The sequence below is a fragment of the Neobacillus citreus genome (assembly GCF_018343545.2).
GTDB lineage: Bacteria > Bacillota > Bacilli > Bacillales > Cytobacillaceae > Neobacillus > Neobacillus citreus.
The window spans coordinates 1-14,561 of record NZ_JAGYPE020000028.1 but is presented as its reverse complement, the minus strand read 5'-3'; the positions used below and the strand labels follow the sequence as shown (position 1 = coordinate 14,561).

At 44.2% G+C, this 14,561-nt stretch carries 14 protein-coding genes; 8 read left to right on the top strand and 6 right to left on the bottom strand.

The features are described 5' to 3' along the window. Positions 1–149: 149 nt before the first annotated feature. The 4 genes from KHB02_RS15720 to KHB02_RS15705 form a co-directional block, all read right to left on the bottom strand. Positions 150–1,394 (bottom strand): NAD(P)/FAD-dependent oxidoreductase, encoded by a 1,245-nt coding sequence (locus KHB02_RS15720; protein WP_213148086.1) that lies wholly within the window; start codon positions 1,392–1,394, stop codon positions 150–152. Further along, entirely contained in the window at positions 1,391–1,723 is a 333-nt protein-coding gene (locus KHB02_RS15715) for a (2Fe-2S)-binding protein (RefSeq protein WP_213148087.1), read from the bottom strand. The genes KHB02_RS15720 and KHB02_RS15715 overlap by 4 nt, the downstream gene beginning before the upstream one ends. Continuing rightward, positions 1,720–1,992: a (2Fe-2S)-binding protein gene (locus KHB02_RS15710; RefSeq protein ID WP_213148088.1), complete on the bottom strand. Its 273-nt coding sequence runs from the start codon at positions 1,990–1,992 to the stop codon at positions 1,720–1,722. The genes KHB02_RS15715 and KHB02_RS15710 overlap by 4 nt, the downstream gene beginning before the upstream one ends. 70 nt (positions 1,993–2,062) lie before the next feature. Beyond that, positions 2,063–3,733, bottom strand: coding sequence for a sigma-54 interaction domain-containing protein (locus tag KHB02_RS15705; protein ID WP_213148089.1), 1,671 nt, complete (start codon positions 3,731–3,733; stop codon positions 2,063–2,065). 175 nt (positions 3,734–3,908) lie between these two features. Between KHB02_RS15705 and KHB02_RS15700 the strand changes: the two genes are divergently transcribed. The 6 genes from KHB02_RS15700 (at position 3,909) to KHB02_RS15675 (ending at position 11,207) form a co-directional block, all read left to right on the top strand. After that, positions 3,909–5,081, top strand: a complete 1,173-nt coding sequence (locus tag KHB02_RS15700) for an NAD(P)/FAD-dependent oxidoreductase (RefSeq protein ID WP_213148090.1) — start codon at positions 3,909–3,911, stop codon at positions 5,079–5,081. After that, on the top strand, positions 5,078–6,118 hold the full coding sequence (locus tag KHB02_RS15695; protein WP_213148091.1) for a proline racemase family protein: 1,041 nt from the start codon (positions 5,078–5,080) through the stop codon (positions 6,116–6,118). Before KHB02_RS15700 ends, KHB02_RS15695 begins: the two co-directional genes overlap by 4 nt. Next, positions 6,115–7,056 (top strand): proline racemase family protein, encoded by a 942-nt coding sequence (locus KHB02_RS15690; RefSeq protein WP_213148092.1) that lies wholly within the window; start codon positions 6,115–6,117, stop codon positions 7,054–7,056. Before KHB02_RS15695 ends, KHB02_RS15690 begins: the two co-directional genes overlap by 4 nt. 51 nt (positions 7,057–7,107) lie before the next feature. Next, entirely contained in the window at positions 7,108–8,004 is an 897-nt protein-coding gene (gene dapA / locus KHB02_RS15685; protein WP_213148125.1) for a 4-hydroxy-tetrahydrodipicolinate synthase, read from the top strand. 40 nt (positions 8,005–8,044) lie between these two features. Continuing rightward, positions 8,045–9,529: an aldehyde dehydrogenase family protein gene (locus KHB02_RS15680; protein WP_213148093.1), complete on the top strand. Its 1,485-nt coding sequence runs from the start codon at positions 8,045–8,047 to the stop codon at positions 9,527–9,529. Between the two features lie 181 nt (positions 9,530–9,710). After that, a complete protein-coding gene (locus KHB02_RS15675) occupies positions 9,711–11,207 on the top strand; it encodes an alanine/glycine:cation symporter family protein (protein WP_213148094.1) in 1,497 nt (498 codons plus the stop codon). Between the two features lie 178 nt (positions 11,208–11,385). Here KHB02_RS15675 and KHB02_RS15670 read toward each other — a convergent pair whose 3' ends face one another. Next, entirely contained in the window at positions 11,386–11,670 is a 285-nt protein-coding gene (locus KHB02_RS15670) for a LysR family transcriptional regulator substrate-binding protein (protein ID WP_213148095.1), read from the bottom strand. Positions 11,671–11,814: 144 nt separating this feature from the next. On the opposite strand from KHB02_RS15670, the gene KHB02_RS15665 reads away from it, so the two are divergent. Continuing rightward, positions 11,815–12,081, top strand: a complete 267-nt coding sequence (locus KHB02_RS15665) for an AbrB/MazE/SpoVT family DNA-binding domain-containing protein (protein WP_213148096.1) — start codon at positions 11,815–11,817, stop codon at positions 12,079–12,081. Positions 12,082–12,462: 381 nt separating this feature from the next. Here the strand turns inward: KHB02_RS15665 and KHB02_RS15660 are convergent, their stop codons facing one another. After that, a complete protein-coding gene (locus KHB02_RS15660) occupies positions 12,463–13,404 on the bottom strand; it encodes a LysR family transcriptional regulator (RefSeq protein WP_213148097.1) in 942 nt (313 codons plus the stop codon). 116 nt (positions 13,405–13,520) lie between these two features. Between KHB02_RS15660 and KHB02_RS15655 the strand changes: the two genes are divergently transcribed. Beyond that, the gene (locus tag KHB02_RS15655) at positions 13,521–14,300 is read left to right on the top strand and encodes a class I SAM-dependent methyltransferase (RefSeq protein ID WP_213148098.1); all 780 of its coding nucleotides are present in this window, start codon (positions 13,521–13,523) and stop codon (positions 14,298–14,300) included. Positions 14,301–14,561: the final 261 nt, after the last annotated feature.

Genomic DNA, 14,561 nt, shown 5'->3' with positions numbered 1-14,561 from the left:
TTAGTTCATTAGGAAGTCTCGAGATGGTATCGGCGCTTTTTTTTGTAGTAGGTGGGTTCAGCAGGACGAAATATTTACTGCAACAAGCAGGTTGTAATAAAAAAAATCAGCAGCTATCTGCTGATTTTTTTGTAGGACTATATTTGATCCTAGCCAATTCTCTTATGGGGTTTTTGGCCGCTTTGGTTTGTATATTGAGTTTCCCAAATTTCTTTCATTTTGCCCCTGCCTTTTTCAATTTCAGGATTAAATTGAATTGCTGCATGTTCTCTTACAGTGCGGACCTGCTGGATAGCCCGTTTAAGCTGCTGGTCAATGGTTCCTGAACCTTTGCCGAAGTGTTTGGCGATTGCCAGGCCCGCAATTGTCCCCTGGGCCATGGCAATTTTACCGCTTTCGATGCCGGTGATGTTTCCTGCCACAAATAGGCCTTCGAGCGGTGTTTCCATGGTTTCTGAGTGACAAGGTACATGTCCGCCCAGTTCAGGGAGGTATTGGAATGGACAGCCGGCCACAGCCGCAAGCTCTGCGAGCGGATATAAACCGCCGGCGATACAAACGAAGTCTGCCTCATAGATGGTTTCACTGCCAGGAATAACCTTCCCATTCACATCCGTATCAGCCACCCTAACTCCCTCAACTTGTTGTTTCCCGACGATTTCTACTGCCGCTTTTCGTAACTGCAGCGGCGTACCGTTTATTTTCATACCGTTTTTCGGATAAAAGTTGATGCCGATTTTTCTCAAGGTATCATTTTTCATAAACTGGCTGCCAATTCGCAGCAGCGGGGATGGTGCCAGATGGGCTGCATGTAAAAGGGTCTTTAACACTTCTTCCGGGTCACCGGCTTTCCCGCTTATCGGGCTTTTTTCTGGTAGGACAATCCGATCGACGTTTATGCCGGCCAACTGCAGCTCATTCAAAATCGCAAATGTCAAGATGTTAGCTCCAATGATGATTCCCTTGCTCCCGACTTGTACTCGGTGAACATTTGTCATCACCTGTGCTGCGCCGATCGACATCACCCCAGGCAGCGTCCAACCCGGTACTGGGATGGGATATTCTGCTGCGCCAGTGGCAACTAGGACATTTGGAGCCGAAAGGGTGCCAGAGTTTGAATGGACATTCCAGAGCTTTTCGTCTTTCTCAAGGTTATATACAGACACGCCGCAGCGAATATCAATGTTTAAGTTCCTTGCTTCCTGAAGCAGGCGTTCTGATTCTTTCATCCCGTTCCACCACTCCCCAGATGGTTCTTGGTGAAGCTGGCCAAGCAATCTGCCGCCTGGTTTGATAAATTCATCCAGGACGGTTACGTGGAGACCATTTTTGGCGGAGGCGATGGCTCCTGATAGGCCGGCAGGTCCGGCTCCGATTACAATTACATCACTCATCCCTGTTCCACCATCCTCTTGACGATATTTGGCAGCTGCTTGCCGCTTTCTACAACCATATCTTCTTCCACAAAGGTTAAGCAGGCCCGTACGTTCGCCTGCCCATTGACGGTCACTCGGCACTCCATACAATGGCCGATATTGCAGTAAATTCCTCGTGGTGATCCGCTTTCTTCATGGACACGGAGCTTCCTGATCCCGTTTGCCAGTAATGCAGCAGCAATCGTCTCCTGTTCATATGCTTCATAGGTCGTGTGATCATATTGAAATGAAATCCTTTTTCGGTCTGTTAGCTTGCCTAAAACAGGATGGTCTAGTATTCTACTCATTTTTTTCCACCTACCGCTCCGAACGTCATCGGTCTCACTGGGGGCTGATATTTCAATGGGATATCGCCTGCAGTAGTATGGGGAACTGCGCTTTCAATAATCTTATCGACAGAAATACGGCATGTCCGTCCGCCGCAAAAGCCCATTCCGGCCCGGGTTCTTAATTTCAATTCCCGGGCAGTGCATTGATGCTGGTTTGCTGTTGATATTAGCTGTCCATAGGTGACTTCTTCGCACCGACAAATAACCATGTTTTCCATGTTTGTCATTTGAATTCCTCCTCATGAAGTATATAACCAATATCATGCAAAAAATGTGCCAACTTTTGCGGTGGATCGTTTAATCCAACCCCAGCCGCTTCAACCGGTTGTATAAGGTTGCCCTAGTGATGCCGAGACGTTTGGCACACTCCAGTTTATTTCCATTTGCAATCTGTAAAGCACGTTCAATGACTCTTCTTTCATGCTGATCCATTTCTTCCTGAAGCGATACGATCGTGTCATTTGTTTCTATTACTCTATCAACCGTTTGAAGTTTAGGGGTATTTTGGTCAGTGCCAGCGGAAGAAAACCGCAAATACTCTGCCCTGATTACTCCGTCAGTGGCGAATACAACAAGGCGTTCCGCCATATTACGAAGTTCGCGAATATTCCCGGGCCAGTCATAGTGGAGCATGGCCTGCATGACGTCCGGAGTAAACTCATGGATCGGCCTTGAATAGCTTTTGGCAAACTCATTTAAGTAATAATGGGTTAATTCAATAATATCCCCCGGTCTCTCTCTTAATGGGGGGATATAGAGGGTTACTACATTTAGGCGGTAATATAAATCTTCACGAAATTCCCCTTGTCTCATTAATTCCTGCAAGTCACGGTTTGTGGCGGCGATGACACGAAAGTCGATATTGATTTCCTTTTCGCCGCCAACCCGGTAGAATTTCCGCTCTTGCAGCACTCGCAGCAGTTTTACTTGCATCTCCAGCGGCATTTCGCCAATTTCGTCGAGAAATAATGTTCCTCCCTTTGCCAGCTCAATTTTCCCTTTTTTTCCTTTGTAATCGGCACCGGAGAAGGCGCCGCGTTCATATCCAAATAATTCACTTTCAAATAATGATGCGGGTATGGCCCCACAGTTGATAGTAATAAAAGGTGCATTAGGCTTCTCGCTGGCTTCATGAATCGCTCGGGCAAATACTTCTTTTCCGACGCCGCTTTCTCCTAGGATTAGCACGGTTGATTTAACCGTACACACCTTTCTTGCCATTTCAATGGTGTGCTGAATCGCAGCACTTGTCCCTTTAATAAATCGAAAAGGATCGTTGGAATGGTTGTACTTTGCGACTTCTTGTTCTAAACGTCGAACTTCATTGGACATGTTAAACAGTTTTTCGTTCAACATGACTTGATTGGTGACATCCGTTTCGGAGACAACAGCGCCAATAATACGATTATTAAAGGTAACAGGATTGGTATTGATTAACACAAATAAATCAGATCGAGGCTGATGGTACTGGCCGGTAATGCGCTTTCCTTTATGTAAGGTTTGCAAGATTTCTAGTTTATTTTTATCAAAAAAGTCTGTAATGGGTTTGCCGATAATCTCTTGCTGCTTAACGGAAAAAATTTTTTCCGCCCCTTTTGTCCAAGTGCGGACGGTTTCTTTTGCATCAATTACGGTGACAGAAGAATCAGTTGTAGCAATGACCGTTTCATAGAAAGCCAGGAGTTGTCTGTAGGTGCTAAAGAGGAATGCAATCATATGTCCGGCTGTGATACAAGCGGCAGGCTGCTCGTTTTCGTTCAACAGGATTGTTACGGAATCATCCTGAAATGAGTGAATCAGACTTTCAATCGAATCATCCTCATGAACAACTTTGCATGGAATCAGAGATGTATTATCTGAGGGGGCGTAATAATATTTTTTGTTAATCATTGTTAGATGCATAAGGCCAGATGCAGTATCCGGCAGCTCCTTAACGATATCCTTGGCAGTTTGGATGGGAAAAAACATAAGATCCTCCTTTCGGTGTGTAAAAAAATATTTACACTTTATAAAACATTATACACCATGTGTCAAAATATTTTAAAAATTTATAATTGACACATAAAAATATGACTATGTTTTTTTTGGCACACTTATTGCATTAAGTTTACATGAGATTTTTTTATGGAGGGGGGAAGGAACGGTGAAACACTGTGATGTTCTCGTCATTGGCGGGGGAATTATTGGCTGTGCGATTGCCTATTATGTCTCAAAATCAGGCAGAGATGTGACAGTCATTGAAAAAGGGGAATTTGTCAGCGGTACATCTTCCCGCTGTGATGGAAATATCTTAGCGATTGATAAAGATCCCGGATTCGATAGTCAAATGTCTTTGGTTAGCCAGCGTTTGGTAGATGACTTGAGCAGAGAGCTTGACCATAAGTTTGAATATCGTGCGCCTGGCAGCATCCTCGTTTGTGAGTCCGAGGAGGAGATGGAGGCTGCAAGGAAATGGGTGGGCCGCCAAAAGGCTGCCGGGTTGCCGTTTAGAATGCTGGATCGTGAGGATATTCGTCAGGAGTCGCCCTTTTTTGCCGATGATTTATTAGGTGGATTAGAATGTGCGACAGACTCTACTGTCAATCCATATATGCTTGCTTTTGCCTTACTTGAGAAAGCCAAGAAACAACGAGCAAAAGCTTTCAATCACACCGAAGTCAGGGAAATCAAAAGAGAAAATGGTTCTTTTATTGTTCAAACATCGAAAGGTGTGTTTACTGCCGACCATGTGGTGAATGCTGCTGGAGTGTGGGCGCCCAAAATTGGCGAAATGCTAGACCTCTCGATTCCTATCAAACCGAGAAAAGGACATATCGTCGTAGCATCGCGCCAGCAGCATGTCGGTTCTCGGAAAGTAATGGAGTTTGGCTATTTAATTTCAAAATTTGGCGGGGAACGGCGGGTCGATCCACTCACGGAAAAATACGGGGTGGCCCTTGTGTTTGAACCGACAGAAAGCCAAAATTTTTTAATCGGCAGCAGCCGTGAATTTGTTGGCTTTAACACGAAAGTTAACAACGAAATCATCCAGTGTATTGCCAATCGTGCCATCCGCTTTTATCCGAAAATGGCCGATATGATGGTTATTCGCTCTTATGCAGGATTGCGGCCTTGGACGGAAGATCACCTGCCCATTGTTTCCAGGGTGGAGGGAATTCCTAATTTCTACATTGCTGCCGGCCATGAGGGCGATGGAATCAGCCTTGCTGCGGTCACCGGAAAAGTCATGGAGGAAATGCTAAATGAAAAAGAAACCTCCATTCCGATTGAACCGCTTCGTTTTGAGCGATTTAGAGAAAGGATGGTCATAAGATGAGGGCAGACAAAGTTTTTACAACGATTGATACCCACACAGGCGGCAACCCCACGCGGACGGTCATTAGCGGCCTGCCAAACCTTGTGGGGGAAACCATGTCCGAAAAAATGCTTTATATGAAAAAGGAATATGACTGGATTCGAAAGCTGTTAATGAACGAACCACGGGGGCATGACGTAATGTCAGGTGCCCTGCTGACAGAGCCATGCCATCCGGAGGCGGATATCGGTGTCATCTACATTGAAACAGGCGGCTATCTGCCGATGTGCGGCCATGACACGATTGGTGTTTGTACGGCGCTTATTGAATCTGGCCTAATTCCGGTACAGGAGCCGGTTACTTCATTGAAATTAGATACTCCTGCAGGACTCGTTAGTGTAGACATCGCTGTAGAAAACGGAAAAGCGAAGGAAGTGTCTTTTTGCAATATCCCGGCCTTTCTATTAAAAAGTGTTTCGGTCGAGGTTGAAGGAATCGGCCAGGTAGATGCTGACATTGCTTATGGGGGGAATTTCTACGCGATTATTGATGCAAATTCGGTGGGTTTAGAGTTAATACCGGAGAACGCTGCAGCCATTATTGATAAAGCGATTACAATTAGAAACGCCATTAATGAGAAAACCGATATCGTTCATCCTAAATATCCGTTTATAAAAGGGCTGACCCATGTGGAATTTTTCACCAATCCAACCCATGAGGCGGCTGATGTCAAAAATACCGTTATTGTCCCGCCAGGAGGAATTGACCGCTCTCCATGTGGTACAGGAACGTCTGCAAAGCTTTCTGTTATGTATGCCAAGCAACAGATTGCGATAGGGGAAGAATTTGTTCATGAAAGCATCGTCGGGTCGCTATTCCGCGGGGAAATTCTTGAAACGACTGATGTAGCAGGGATTGAAGCGGTTGTGACTAGGATTACGGGTTCTGCGTGGCTAATGGGGATGCATCAATTCTTCTACCATGAGGAAGATCCGTTAAAGGAAGGCTTCCTGCTGATTCCCCCAATGAATGAACATGAAATGGAGGATGTGAAGTGAAAATTGAAAAAGCCTATTCCACAATAGATGTTCACGTTGCCGGAGAGGCATTCCGCATCATCCGGAATGCACCATTCATCCATTACCAAAGTTTAAAAGAATTATATGAATTGTTTCCCCAAGCTTATAAGGAAGAGCAAACTCTATTATTAAATGAGCCCCGCGGATTTGCCGGATTAAATGGCTGCCTTGTTGTTCCGCCATTGACACGAGAGGCTGATGCGGCGGTCGTATTCTTCAATCATGATGGCACCATGCCGATTCATTATGGTGGCCTGGCTGCAGTGGTGACGGCCCTATTAGAATGCGGCCATCTAAGAGAGAGGGCGTCAAATCAATATTTGATTGAAACCGTGGGCGGCGTTTTCCCGATCACCGCCGTAATGAAGGGAGAAGAAGTGGTCTCGGTTAAGATGGAGAGCGGCTTCTGTGAGGTAATGGGGACAAAGGAATGTGTCACACCTTCACTTGCCAACCATACACTCGTTCAGTCTGATCAGGTATACGCCGTCTTCCGCAAACAGGACTTCCCGGTGGACATTCAGGTGGAGGAATTAGCGGATTTGCGAAGATGGGGACAAACTGTTCTGCCATCATTAAGCCCGGATGTGAAAGGGGCCATTTTAGTAGACGAGTCAAGGATCGATGAAGGACACATTCGTTCTATTACCTTCCGGGATGATCTCTTGATTGTCAGATCCCCAGGTTTTGGACCGACACTTGCAGCATTCACAAGCCTGCTATCATCGGGTTCTATTACGAACCAGGTTTCGCTTGTGAATGAGAGTATTTTTGGCAGTCAATTACAAGTCCAGGTTTTGCAGCAACAAGAATCTCGCTTTCAATTTACGATGACCTGCCGTGGATTTATAACCGGGATGCAAACCTTTATTCTGGATCCAACAGACCCATTAGCGGCGGGGTTTATCTTAAAATAATTTATTTTTAGTAAGGAAAAATATTTATAGAATCATAGAGGAGGAATTATGATGACAGCAATTAGAGGAGCTTTTCCAGTACTGATTACCCCGATGACGAAGGAACAGGAAATTGATTGGGGCGGTGTAAAAAATAACGTAAATTATTTTATTAACCAAGGTGTCGCCGGGATTGTCATTAATGGAAGTACAGGGGAATTCGTCAGTTTGACAAAGGAAGAGAAGTACCAGATGGTCGAAGTGGTAATGAAAGAAGTAAACGGCCGTATCCCCGTTATTGTCGGGACAGCGGCAGAAACGACAAAGGAGACGATTGAGAACACCAAGCAGGCAGAGGCACATGGCGCCGATTGTGCTTTGATTATCAATTCCTATTATGCCAAACCAAAAGAAGACGAAATCTACTACCATTTTAAAGAAGTGAATAATGCCGTAAATATTCCGATAATGCTTTACAACAACCCCTTTACTTCCGGTGTCGACATGAGTACCGAATTAATGCTCAGAATTGGAACGGATTTGGAGAATGTTACCCGAATTAAAGAATCAAGCGGGGATATCCGCAAGGCGCGTGACTTAGCCAGAGGGGCAAAGGGGAATTTTGAAGTTTTCTGCGGTTCCGAGGAATTGGTAATGGAGTCTTACTTTGTCGGTGCTACCGGCTGGATTTCGGTTGCCGGCAATATCGTGCCAAAGCTTGTAACAGATATGTTCAATCACTTCCAAAACGGTGAACTTGAGCAAGCATGGGAAATCAATGACCGGATTCTTCCTCTTTGTACCTTCCTTGAGGGTTCAGGAAAATATGTTCAAATCGTTAAGCGTTCAATGGATCTGCTAGGCAATGCAGGAGGTCCTGCCCGATATCCGCGTTTAGGATTAACGCCGGAAGAGGATCAAACGCTCAAAGAAATTTTGAAGAATTTACATGTACTGTCACTTGTTTAAGTATACGCAGTTCCAACTAGCTTAAAGGAGGGGGAAGACAATGTTAACAACACATTATGAATTGAAACCGAACGTGAAAGAATTTTTAGCAGGAAAAATCGAACTATTTATTAATGGTAAATTTGTTCCGTCGGTTAGCGGGAAAACATTTGAAACATTGAATCCAGCAACTGAAGAAGTGCTTGCCCTTGTAAGTGAGGCACAGGAAGAAGATATTGATTTAGCTGTCAAAGCGGCAAGGAAGGCTTTTGAATCCGGGCCGTGGCCTGATTTGAGTGCAGCTGAAAGAGCAAGAATCATTTATAAATTCGCCGATTTGATTGAACAGCATAAAGAAGAATTGGCTCAGCTGGAAGCTTTGGATAATGGCAAGCCTTACGCTGTTGCATTAGCAGATGATATTCCGGCCACAGTCGAACAATTCCGTTATTATGCTGGCTGGGCGACAAAAATTCTTGGACAGACTGTTCCGATTTCCAAGGATTATTTAAATTTTACAAGGCATGAACCGGTTGGTGTGGTCGGTCAAATCATTCCTTGGAATTATCCGTTAACGATGGCATCCTGGAAAATGGGTGCTGCCTTGGCAGCAGGGTGCACCATCGTGCTAAAGCCGGCTGAGCAAACACCATTATCGATCCTTTATGCCGCAAAGCTTATTCAAGAAGCAGGCTTCCCGGAAGGCGTGGTAAACATTGTTCCTGGTTTCGGCCAAACGGCAGGTGCAGCGATTGTCAATCATCCTGATGTAGATAAAGTGGCATTTACAGGTTCTACTGCAACAGGAAAGTATATTATGCGGCAAGCTGCAGAGACAATCAAAAACATCACGCTCGAACTTGGAGGAAAGTCCCCCAACATTATTCTCGAGGATGCTGATTTAACAGAGGCTATTCCAGGCGCCTTTAACGGGATTATGTATAATCATGGCCAAAACTGCAGCGCCGGCTCGCGGGTATTTGTCCACAGAAAACATTATGATCAGGTGGTAGACGAACTGGCAAAAATGGCGGCTCAGGTAAAATTGGGACCTTGCATGGATCCGGAAACTGAAATGGGGCCGCTTGTCTCCCAAAAGCAGCTGGAGCGTGTCCTTATGTATATTGAAAAAGGAGTCGCAGAAGGAGCGAGAGTAGCAGCTGGCGGCAAAAAGGCGTTTGACCAGGGATATTTCGTCCAGCCGACTGTGTTTGCGGATGTAATGGATGACATGGTAGTGGCGAAGGAGGAAATTTTCGGACCGGTTGTCGTTGTATTGCCGTTTGATACGGTGGAGGAAGTGATCGAACGGGCAAACAATACCCAATATGGCCTTGCGGCAGGAGTTTGGACGAAAGATATCAAAACTGCACACAAAGTGGCCAACAAGTTAAAAGCAGGTACTGTCTGGATTAATGATTACAACCTAGAAGATCCTGCCGCAGCTTTTGGCGGGTATAAACAATCGGGAATCGGGCGCGAAATGGGCACATATGCACTTGATAATTATACGGAAGTAAAAAGTGTTTGGGTAAACATTAAATAGCAATTTTTTTAATGGTCCATGTTCATGCAAAAAAGCGGGCTGTCTGCCGGCAGTCCGTACTTTTCACCATGGTTAGACAGCAGCGAGGAGCAATCCGTTATTTTGTTAAGTAACAGAGAGAATTTTGGACTTCTGAAATTGTTAGCGTTTGCAAAGTATACGAACCAGGGGGAATTGGTAAATGGAAGAATTCATTAATTGGCTGGCGGGTCAAGTTTGGGGCAATGGACTGGTCATTCTTGCACTTGGTGCTGGATTAATCTTCACTCTTGCAACCCGTTTTGTGCAAATCAGGTATTTTAAAGAAATGATTAGATTGTTGTTTGAAGGGAAGAGCTCAGATGAGGGGATTTCCTCATTTCAAGCTTTTTGTTTGGCCTTATCAGGGCGTGTTGGGGTCGGTAATATTGCCGGTGTCGCAACTGCGATTGCCTTCGGAGGGCCGGGAGCCGTTTTCTGGATGTGGATGATGGCGCTGTTAGGGGGCGCCAGTGCCTTTATTGAATCAACGATGGCTCAGGTGTATAAGATTAAAGTGGGAAATGAGTATCGTGGGGGAACTCCTTATTTCATTGAAAAAGGTCTGGGGCTTAAATGGTTTGCGGTTATCATGGCTGTAGTGGTGACCATCTCCTATGGATTTTTGACTCCTGGCGTCCAAGCAAATAACATCGCATCCGGAATGGAAAATGCGTTTGGAATAAATAAATTTGTTACTGGTATCTTTTTGGTGGTACTGCTTGGTGCCGTTATTTTTGGTGGAGTAAAGCGGATTGCGAGTGTGGGTCAAGCTGTTGTTCCATTTATGGCCGTTGGTTATGTCCTAGTAACGATTATCATTTTAGGGGCTAATTTTACTCAAATGCCTGAAATGTTTTCACTGATTTTCACAAGTGCATTTGGTGCGAATCAAGTATTTGGGGGAATTGTCGGTGCCGCGATTGCCTGGGGGGTCAGAAGGGCCATTTTCTCAAATGTAGCCGGCTGCGGTGAAGCGACCTATAGTTCGGCCGCTGCTGAAGTATCCCATCCGGCGAAACAGGGATTGGTACAGGCCTTCTCTGTTTATATTGATACAATCGTTGTCTGTACAGCGACAGCCTTAATGATTCTTGTTACCGGTATGTATAACGTTACACCTGAAGGAGCAGAACCCATTGTTCAAACTCTAAAAAATGTTGAAGCAGGTCCAGCCTATACACAAATGGCTGTAGAAACGGTGATGTCTGGATTTGGCCCGGGATTTGTAGCGATTGCCATCTTTTTCTTTGCTTTTACCACATTAATGGCCTATTACTATATTGCTGAAACCACTATTGTTTATTTAAGTGGAAAACGAGAGCTGCCATGGCTGAAAACAATCCTAAAAATTGTCATGCTCATCATGACCTATGCGGGCTGTGTTTATTCAGCATCAACCATGTGGGCTCTCGGGGATATAGGGTTTGGATCAATGGCCTGGCTCAGTTTAATCGCCCTTTTCTTCCTGATGAAACCAGCCTTAAGAGTATTAAAAGATTATGAGACTCAAAGAAAGGCTGGGAAGGACCCGGTGTTTAATCCGCTGCATGCAAACATAAGCGGCGCGGATTTTTGGGAAGAAAAGTGTAAAGAGCTTGATGATAAGAATTCTTCTATTAATAATATATATATTGGGAATTCTGGAAAATCCCTATAGTTGAAGAGCGTTGATTTTTACTTCCTGTTCTAATAATCTGTTTTAATATGAGCCTCCTATTTTGTTAATGGGAGGCTATTTTTATGGCCGGATTCTTGCCATTTAACTATAGTTGAAAAGTGACATTGTACCAAATAAATGTTGATTATTTTTGAAAATGGTTGGTGGGAATTTCCTGTCACTCCCTGTCATAAGCGTCCATAAATGCCCTTGCTGCCAGACTCAAATAGCGGTCCTTTAAATAAGCAAATACCACTGTTCGAGTCGGGTATGATTGAAGCGGAATATACAACGGATTAACATTTGCATTTTGCCGCATGACCATCTTTGGAACAATTGTCACTCCCAATCCGGATGCGACGAGAGATTGAGCGGTCTCGATATTGCTTGTTTCGAAATCAATTTGAGAAAACATAATTTTAACGAAATAAGCTATTAATTGGATATTTTCTGGAAGGCGCATGTCGCTCCATGTCCTAATTTGACGGATTTATACAACTGTGAATATTAATATTAGCATGTTATTATTCTTATAACATTAGTATAAAATATTTGTTTTTACGGTTATAAACCTCCCAGAAAGTGCAAATAGTGAGGAGGAATGATTATGACTTTAAGGGTGGTGAGAGAAGTGGAAAGAAAGGTAACAAAAATCGGGAATAGTTTAGGGGTTACGTTACCACAGGAAGTGTTGGAACACTTGGGAATCGGTCAAGGGGATGAAGTAGGTTTTGATATAGTGAACGGTCAAGTAACCATTAAGAAAAAACAAAATTTAAAGCTGCCAAAGGGAATTGACGAAGAATTCTTAGAGCAAATAAACGATGTGATTAATGAATATGACCAAACTTTCAGAAACCTTGTTGATAGATAGTTAATGATGGACGAACAGAGTACCAGGTATTTTTTTGGGGTTAAATCGCAATATAGTTTGACACGCTGACAATTTTTTTGTTCGATGTGATTTCAGATGCGTATTCGTGTGTGGGCTAATAGAATAATTGTTAGAAACCCAGGTTCGGGTAACGATACAATTAATAGACGTAAAATTTTCGCTTAATTAGTGAATATTGATAAAAATAGAATAAATAGACGAAGAAATTTCGCCTATTGCTTCATAAAACGTGAAAATGGATGATTTTGCTTTGCATAATCGAAAAATCTTCCCTTATTTACCTCAAAACGAGCTCCATTCTGCATTTAACAGAAAAATCTTCGCTTATTTTACTTCAGCTGGTTACTTAATTAATTTCACCTATAAAATACTCTTTCCATTAGATTCATAAACGTCCATGAATGCCCTTGCCGCCAGACTCAAGTATCGCTCTTTTAAATAAGCAAATACCACTGTTCGAGTCGGGTGTGATTGAAGCGGAATATACAACGGATTAAAATCTGCATTTTGCCGCATGACCATCTTTGGAACAATTGTCACTCCCAATCCGGATGCGACGAGAGATTGAGCTGTCTCGATATTGCTTGTTTCGAAATCAATTTGCGGTTGAAATCCGCTGTCAGCACAGAGATCCATCACAATCCGCCGAAAGCCATATCCCTGTTTTAATAATATAAACGGTGAGCAGGACAACTTCGCCAAAGGAACTGTTCCCTTCGAGACTTGGTCATTTTCATCCGCAGAACGAACGAAATGGCGGATTTGTTCCGACATCCAGTCTTTCTCTTCTCGTGGAACTGCCAGCAGCAAAGGTTCTGTCAGCATCAGCCGAGTGGCTAACTGGTTACTTTCGATCGGTAAAGGTAACACCGACAGGTCCACAGTACCCCGAATTGTTAAATTTTCTAACTCCTCGGTTGATTCCTCAATGAGACGCACCTTCATTTGCGGGTATTGCTTCAGAAAGTTTTCTATTAGCAATGGCAGCACGTGACCACCTGTGACGGCAGGTGCGCCTATGGTCAATTCAGATCCGATGCCCTCGCTATTTTCGTGCATTTCGCGCAAAAGGTCGTCGTGCTGCCGTAAGATCTGTTGCGCTTTCTCAATGAATCGTATGCCTTCAGGTGTTGGAATGACTCGCCCTTGTCCACGTGAAAACAAACGGACACCGATTTCCTTTTCAAGCTTTTGGATTTGCTGGCTCAGCGACGGCTGGGCGATATGTAAACTATCGGCTGCTTTTGTAAAACTATTTTTTTGATAGACTTCCACTGCATATTGTAATAAGCGTATCTCCATCTATACCAACTCCATAGTTTAAATCTATGACTTTCATAGATTATATATCTTAGACGAATACGTGTCTAATCGATAATATACATATAAGAACAGTAATTTCCTAGGGGGAATAAACGATGGCAGATGCGAAAAATACGGTCCAGCAACAGTTTGCAAAACATCCCGAGAAATACCGGGACGAGAAGCTGTTTACCGCAGGTCAGGAACTGGACGTAATGGTTAAAGCAGTAAAGTTAACAGGCAAGGAAAACGTACTCGACATAGGCACAGCTGCTGGGCATACTGCGCTCGCCTTTGCACCGTCCGTTAAAAATTGCATTGGAGTCGACATCACGGAAGAAATGGTGAAAGTGGCGATTGATTATGCGAAGGAACGTGGTTGTGAAAATGTAACGTTTCTGCAGGCAGACGCCGAAACGCTCCCTTTTCCTGATGCCATGTTTGATATCGTTACCTGCCGTTATGCAGCCCATCACTTTCCAAATGTACGAAAAGCGGTGAAAGAAATTTCTCGTGTTCTGAAGAACGGTGGACATTTCTTACTTGTTGATCATTACGCCCCGGAGGACAAGGTTCTCGATCATTTCATCAACAAAGTAAATAAGCTCCGCGATCCGTCACAAGTACGCGAAAGCTCCCTTTCTGAATGGCGGGAAATGTTTGCTGAAAACTCCTTACATTATTCGGAGCGATTAAAGTGGAATTTGCCCCTTGAATATGCCAGCTGGATTGAACGGGCAAGTACATCAGCTGAAGCACAAAAGGAGATTATATCGATGCTTGAGAACGCCACGCCATTATGCAGGGAGACATTTCAAATTACCTTCAATGAGGAGGGGGTTCCACAGGATTTTTGCCTGAAAGCGGTATTGTTGCATGGCGTTAAAGTGGATTGAGAATTGGGGGCCATCAAATTCTGCCCATTGGCGCCAGAAAAGTAGGGCACCGGTAAAAATAAGCCATCTATTCTGCCCGTGAGCACTAGAAAAGTAAGGCAGCAGTAAAAATAAGCAGTCTATTCTGCCCGTGAGCGCCAGAAAAGTAGTGCTTCGGTAAAAATAAGCGGTCTATTCTGCCCGTGAGCGCCAGAAAAGAAGGGCCCCGGTAAAAATAGATAGTCTATTTTTCCCGTGAGTGCTAGAAAAGAAGGGCCCCGG

Excerpts from the sequence above, each read along its gene's own strand:
- KHB02_RS15720 (WP_213148086.1), bottom strand. The coding sequence starts at position 1,394 with ATGAGTGATGTAATTGTAATCGGAGCCGGACCTGCCGGCCTATCAGGA.
- KHB02_RS15715 (WP_213148087.1), bottom strand. The coding sequence starts at position 1,723 with ATGAGTAGAATACTAGACCATCCTGTTTTAGGCAAGCTAACAGACCGA.
- KHB02_RS15710 (WP_213148088.1), bottom strand. The coding sequence starts at position 1,992 with ATGACAAACATGGAAAACATGGTTATTTGTCGGTGCGAAGAAGTCACC.
- KHB02_RS15705 (WP_213148089.1), bottom strand. The coding sequence starts at position 3,733 with ATGTTTTTTCCCATCCAAACTGCCAAGGATATCGTTAAGGAGCTGCCG.
- KHB02_RS15695 (WP_213148091.1), top strand. The coding sequence starts at position 5,078 with ATGAGGGCAGACAAAGTTTTTACAACGATTGATACCCACACAGGCGGC.
- dapA (WP_213148125.1), top strand. The coding sequence starts at position 7,108 with ATGACAGCAATTAGAGGAGCTTTTCCAGTACTGATTACCCCGATGACG.
- KHB02_RS15680 (WP_213148093.1), top strand. The coding sequence starts at position 8,045 with ATGTTAACAACACATTATGAATTGAAACCGAACGTGAAAGAATTTTTA.
- KHB02_RS15675 (WP_213148094.1), top strand. The coding sequence starts at position 9,711 with ATGGAAGAATTCATTAATTGGCTGGCGGGTCAAGTTTGGGGCAATGGA.
- KHB02_RS15670 (WP_213148095.1), bottom strand. The coding sequence starts at position 11,670 with ATGCGCCTTCCAGAAAATATCCAATTAATAGCTTATTTCGTTAAAATT.
- KHB02_RS15665 (WP_213148096.1), top strand. The coding sequence starts at position 11,815 with ATGACTTTAAGGGTGGTGAGAGAAGTGGAAAGAAAGGTAACAAAAATC.
- KHB02_RS15660 (WP_213148097.1), bottom strand. The coding sequence starts at position 13,404 with ATGGAGATACGCTTATTACAATATGCAGTGGAAGTCTATCAAAAAAAT.
- KHB02_RS15655 (WP_213148098.1), top strand. The coding sequence starts at position 13,521 with ATGGCAGATGCGAAAAATACGGTCCAGCAACAGTTTGCAAAACATCCC.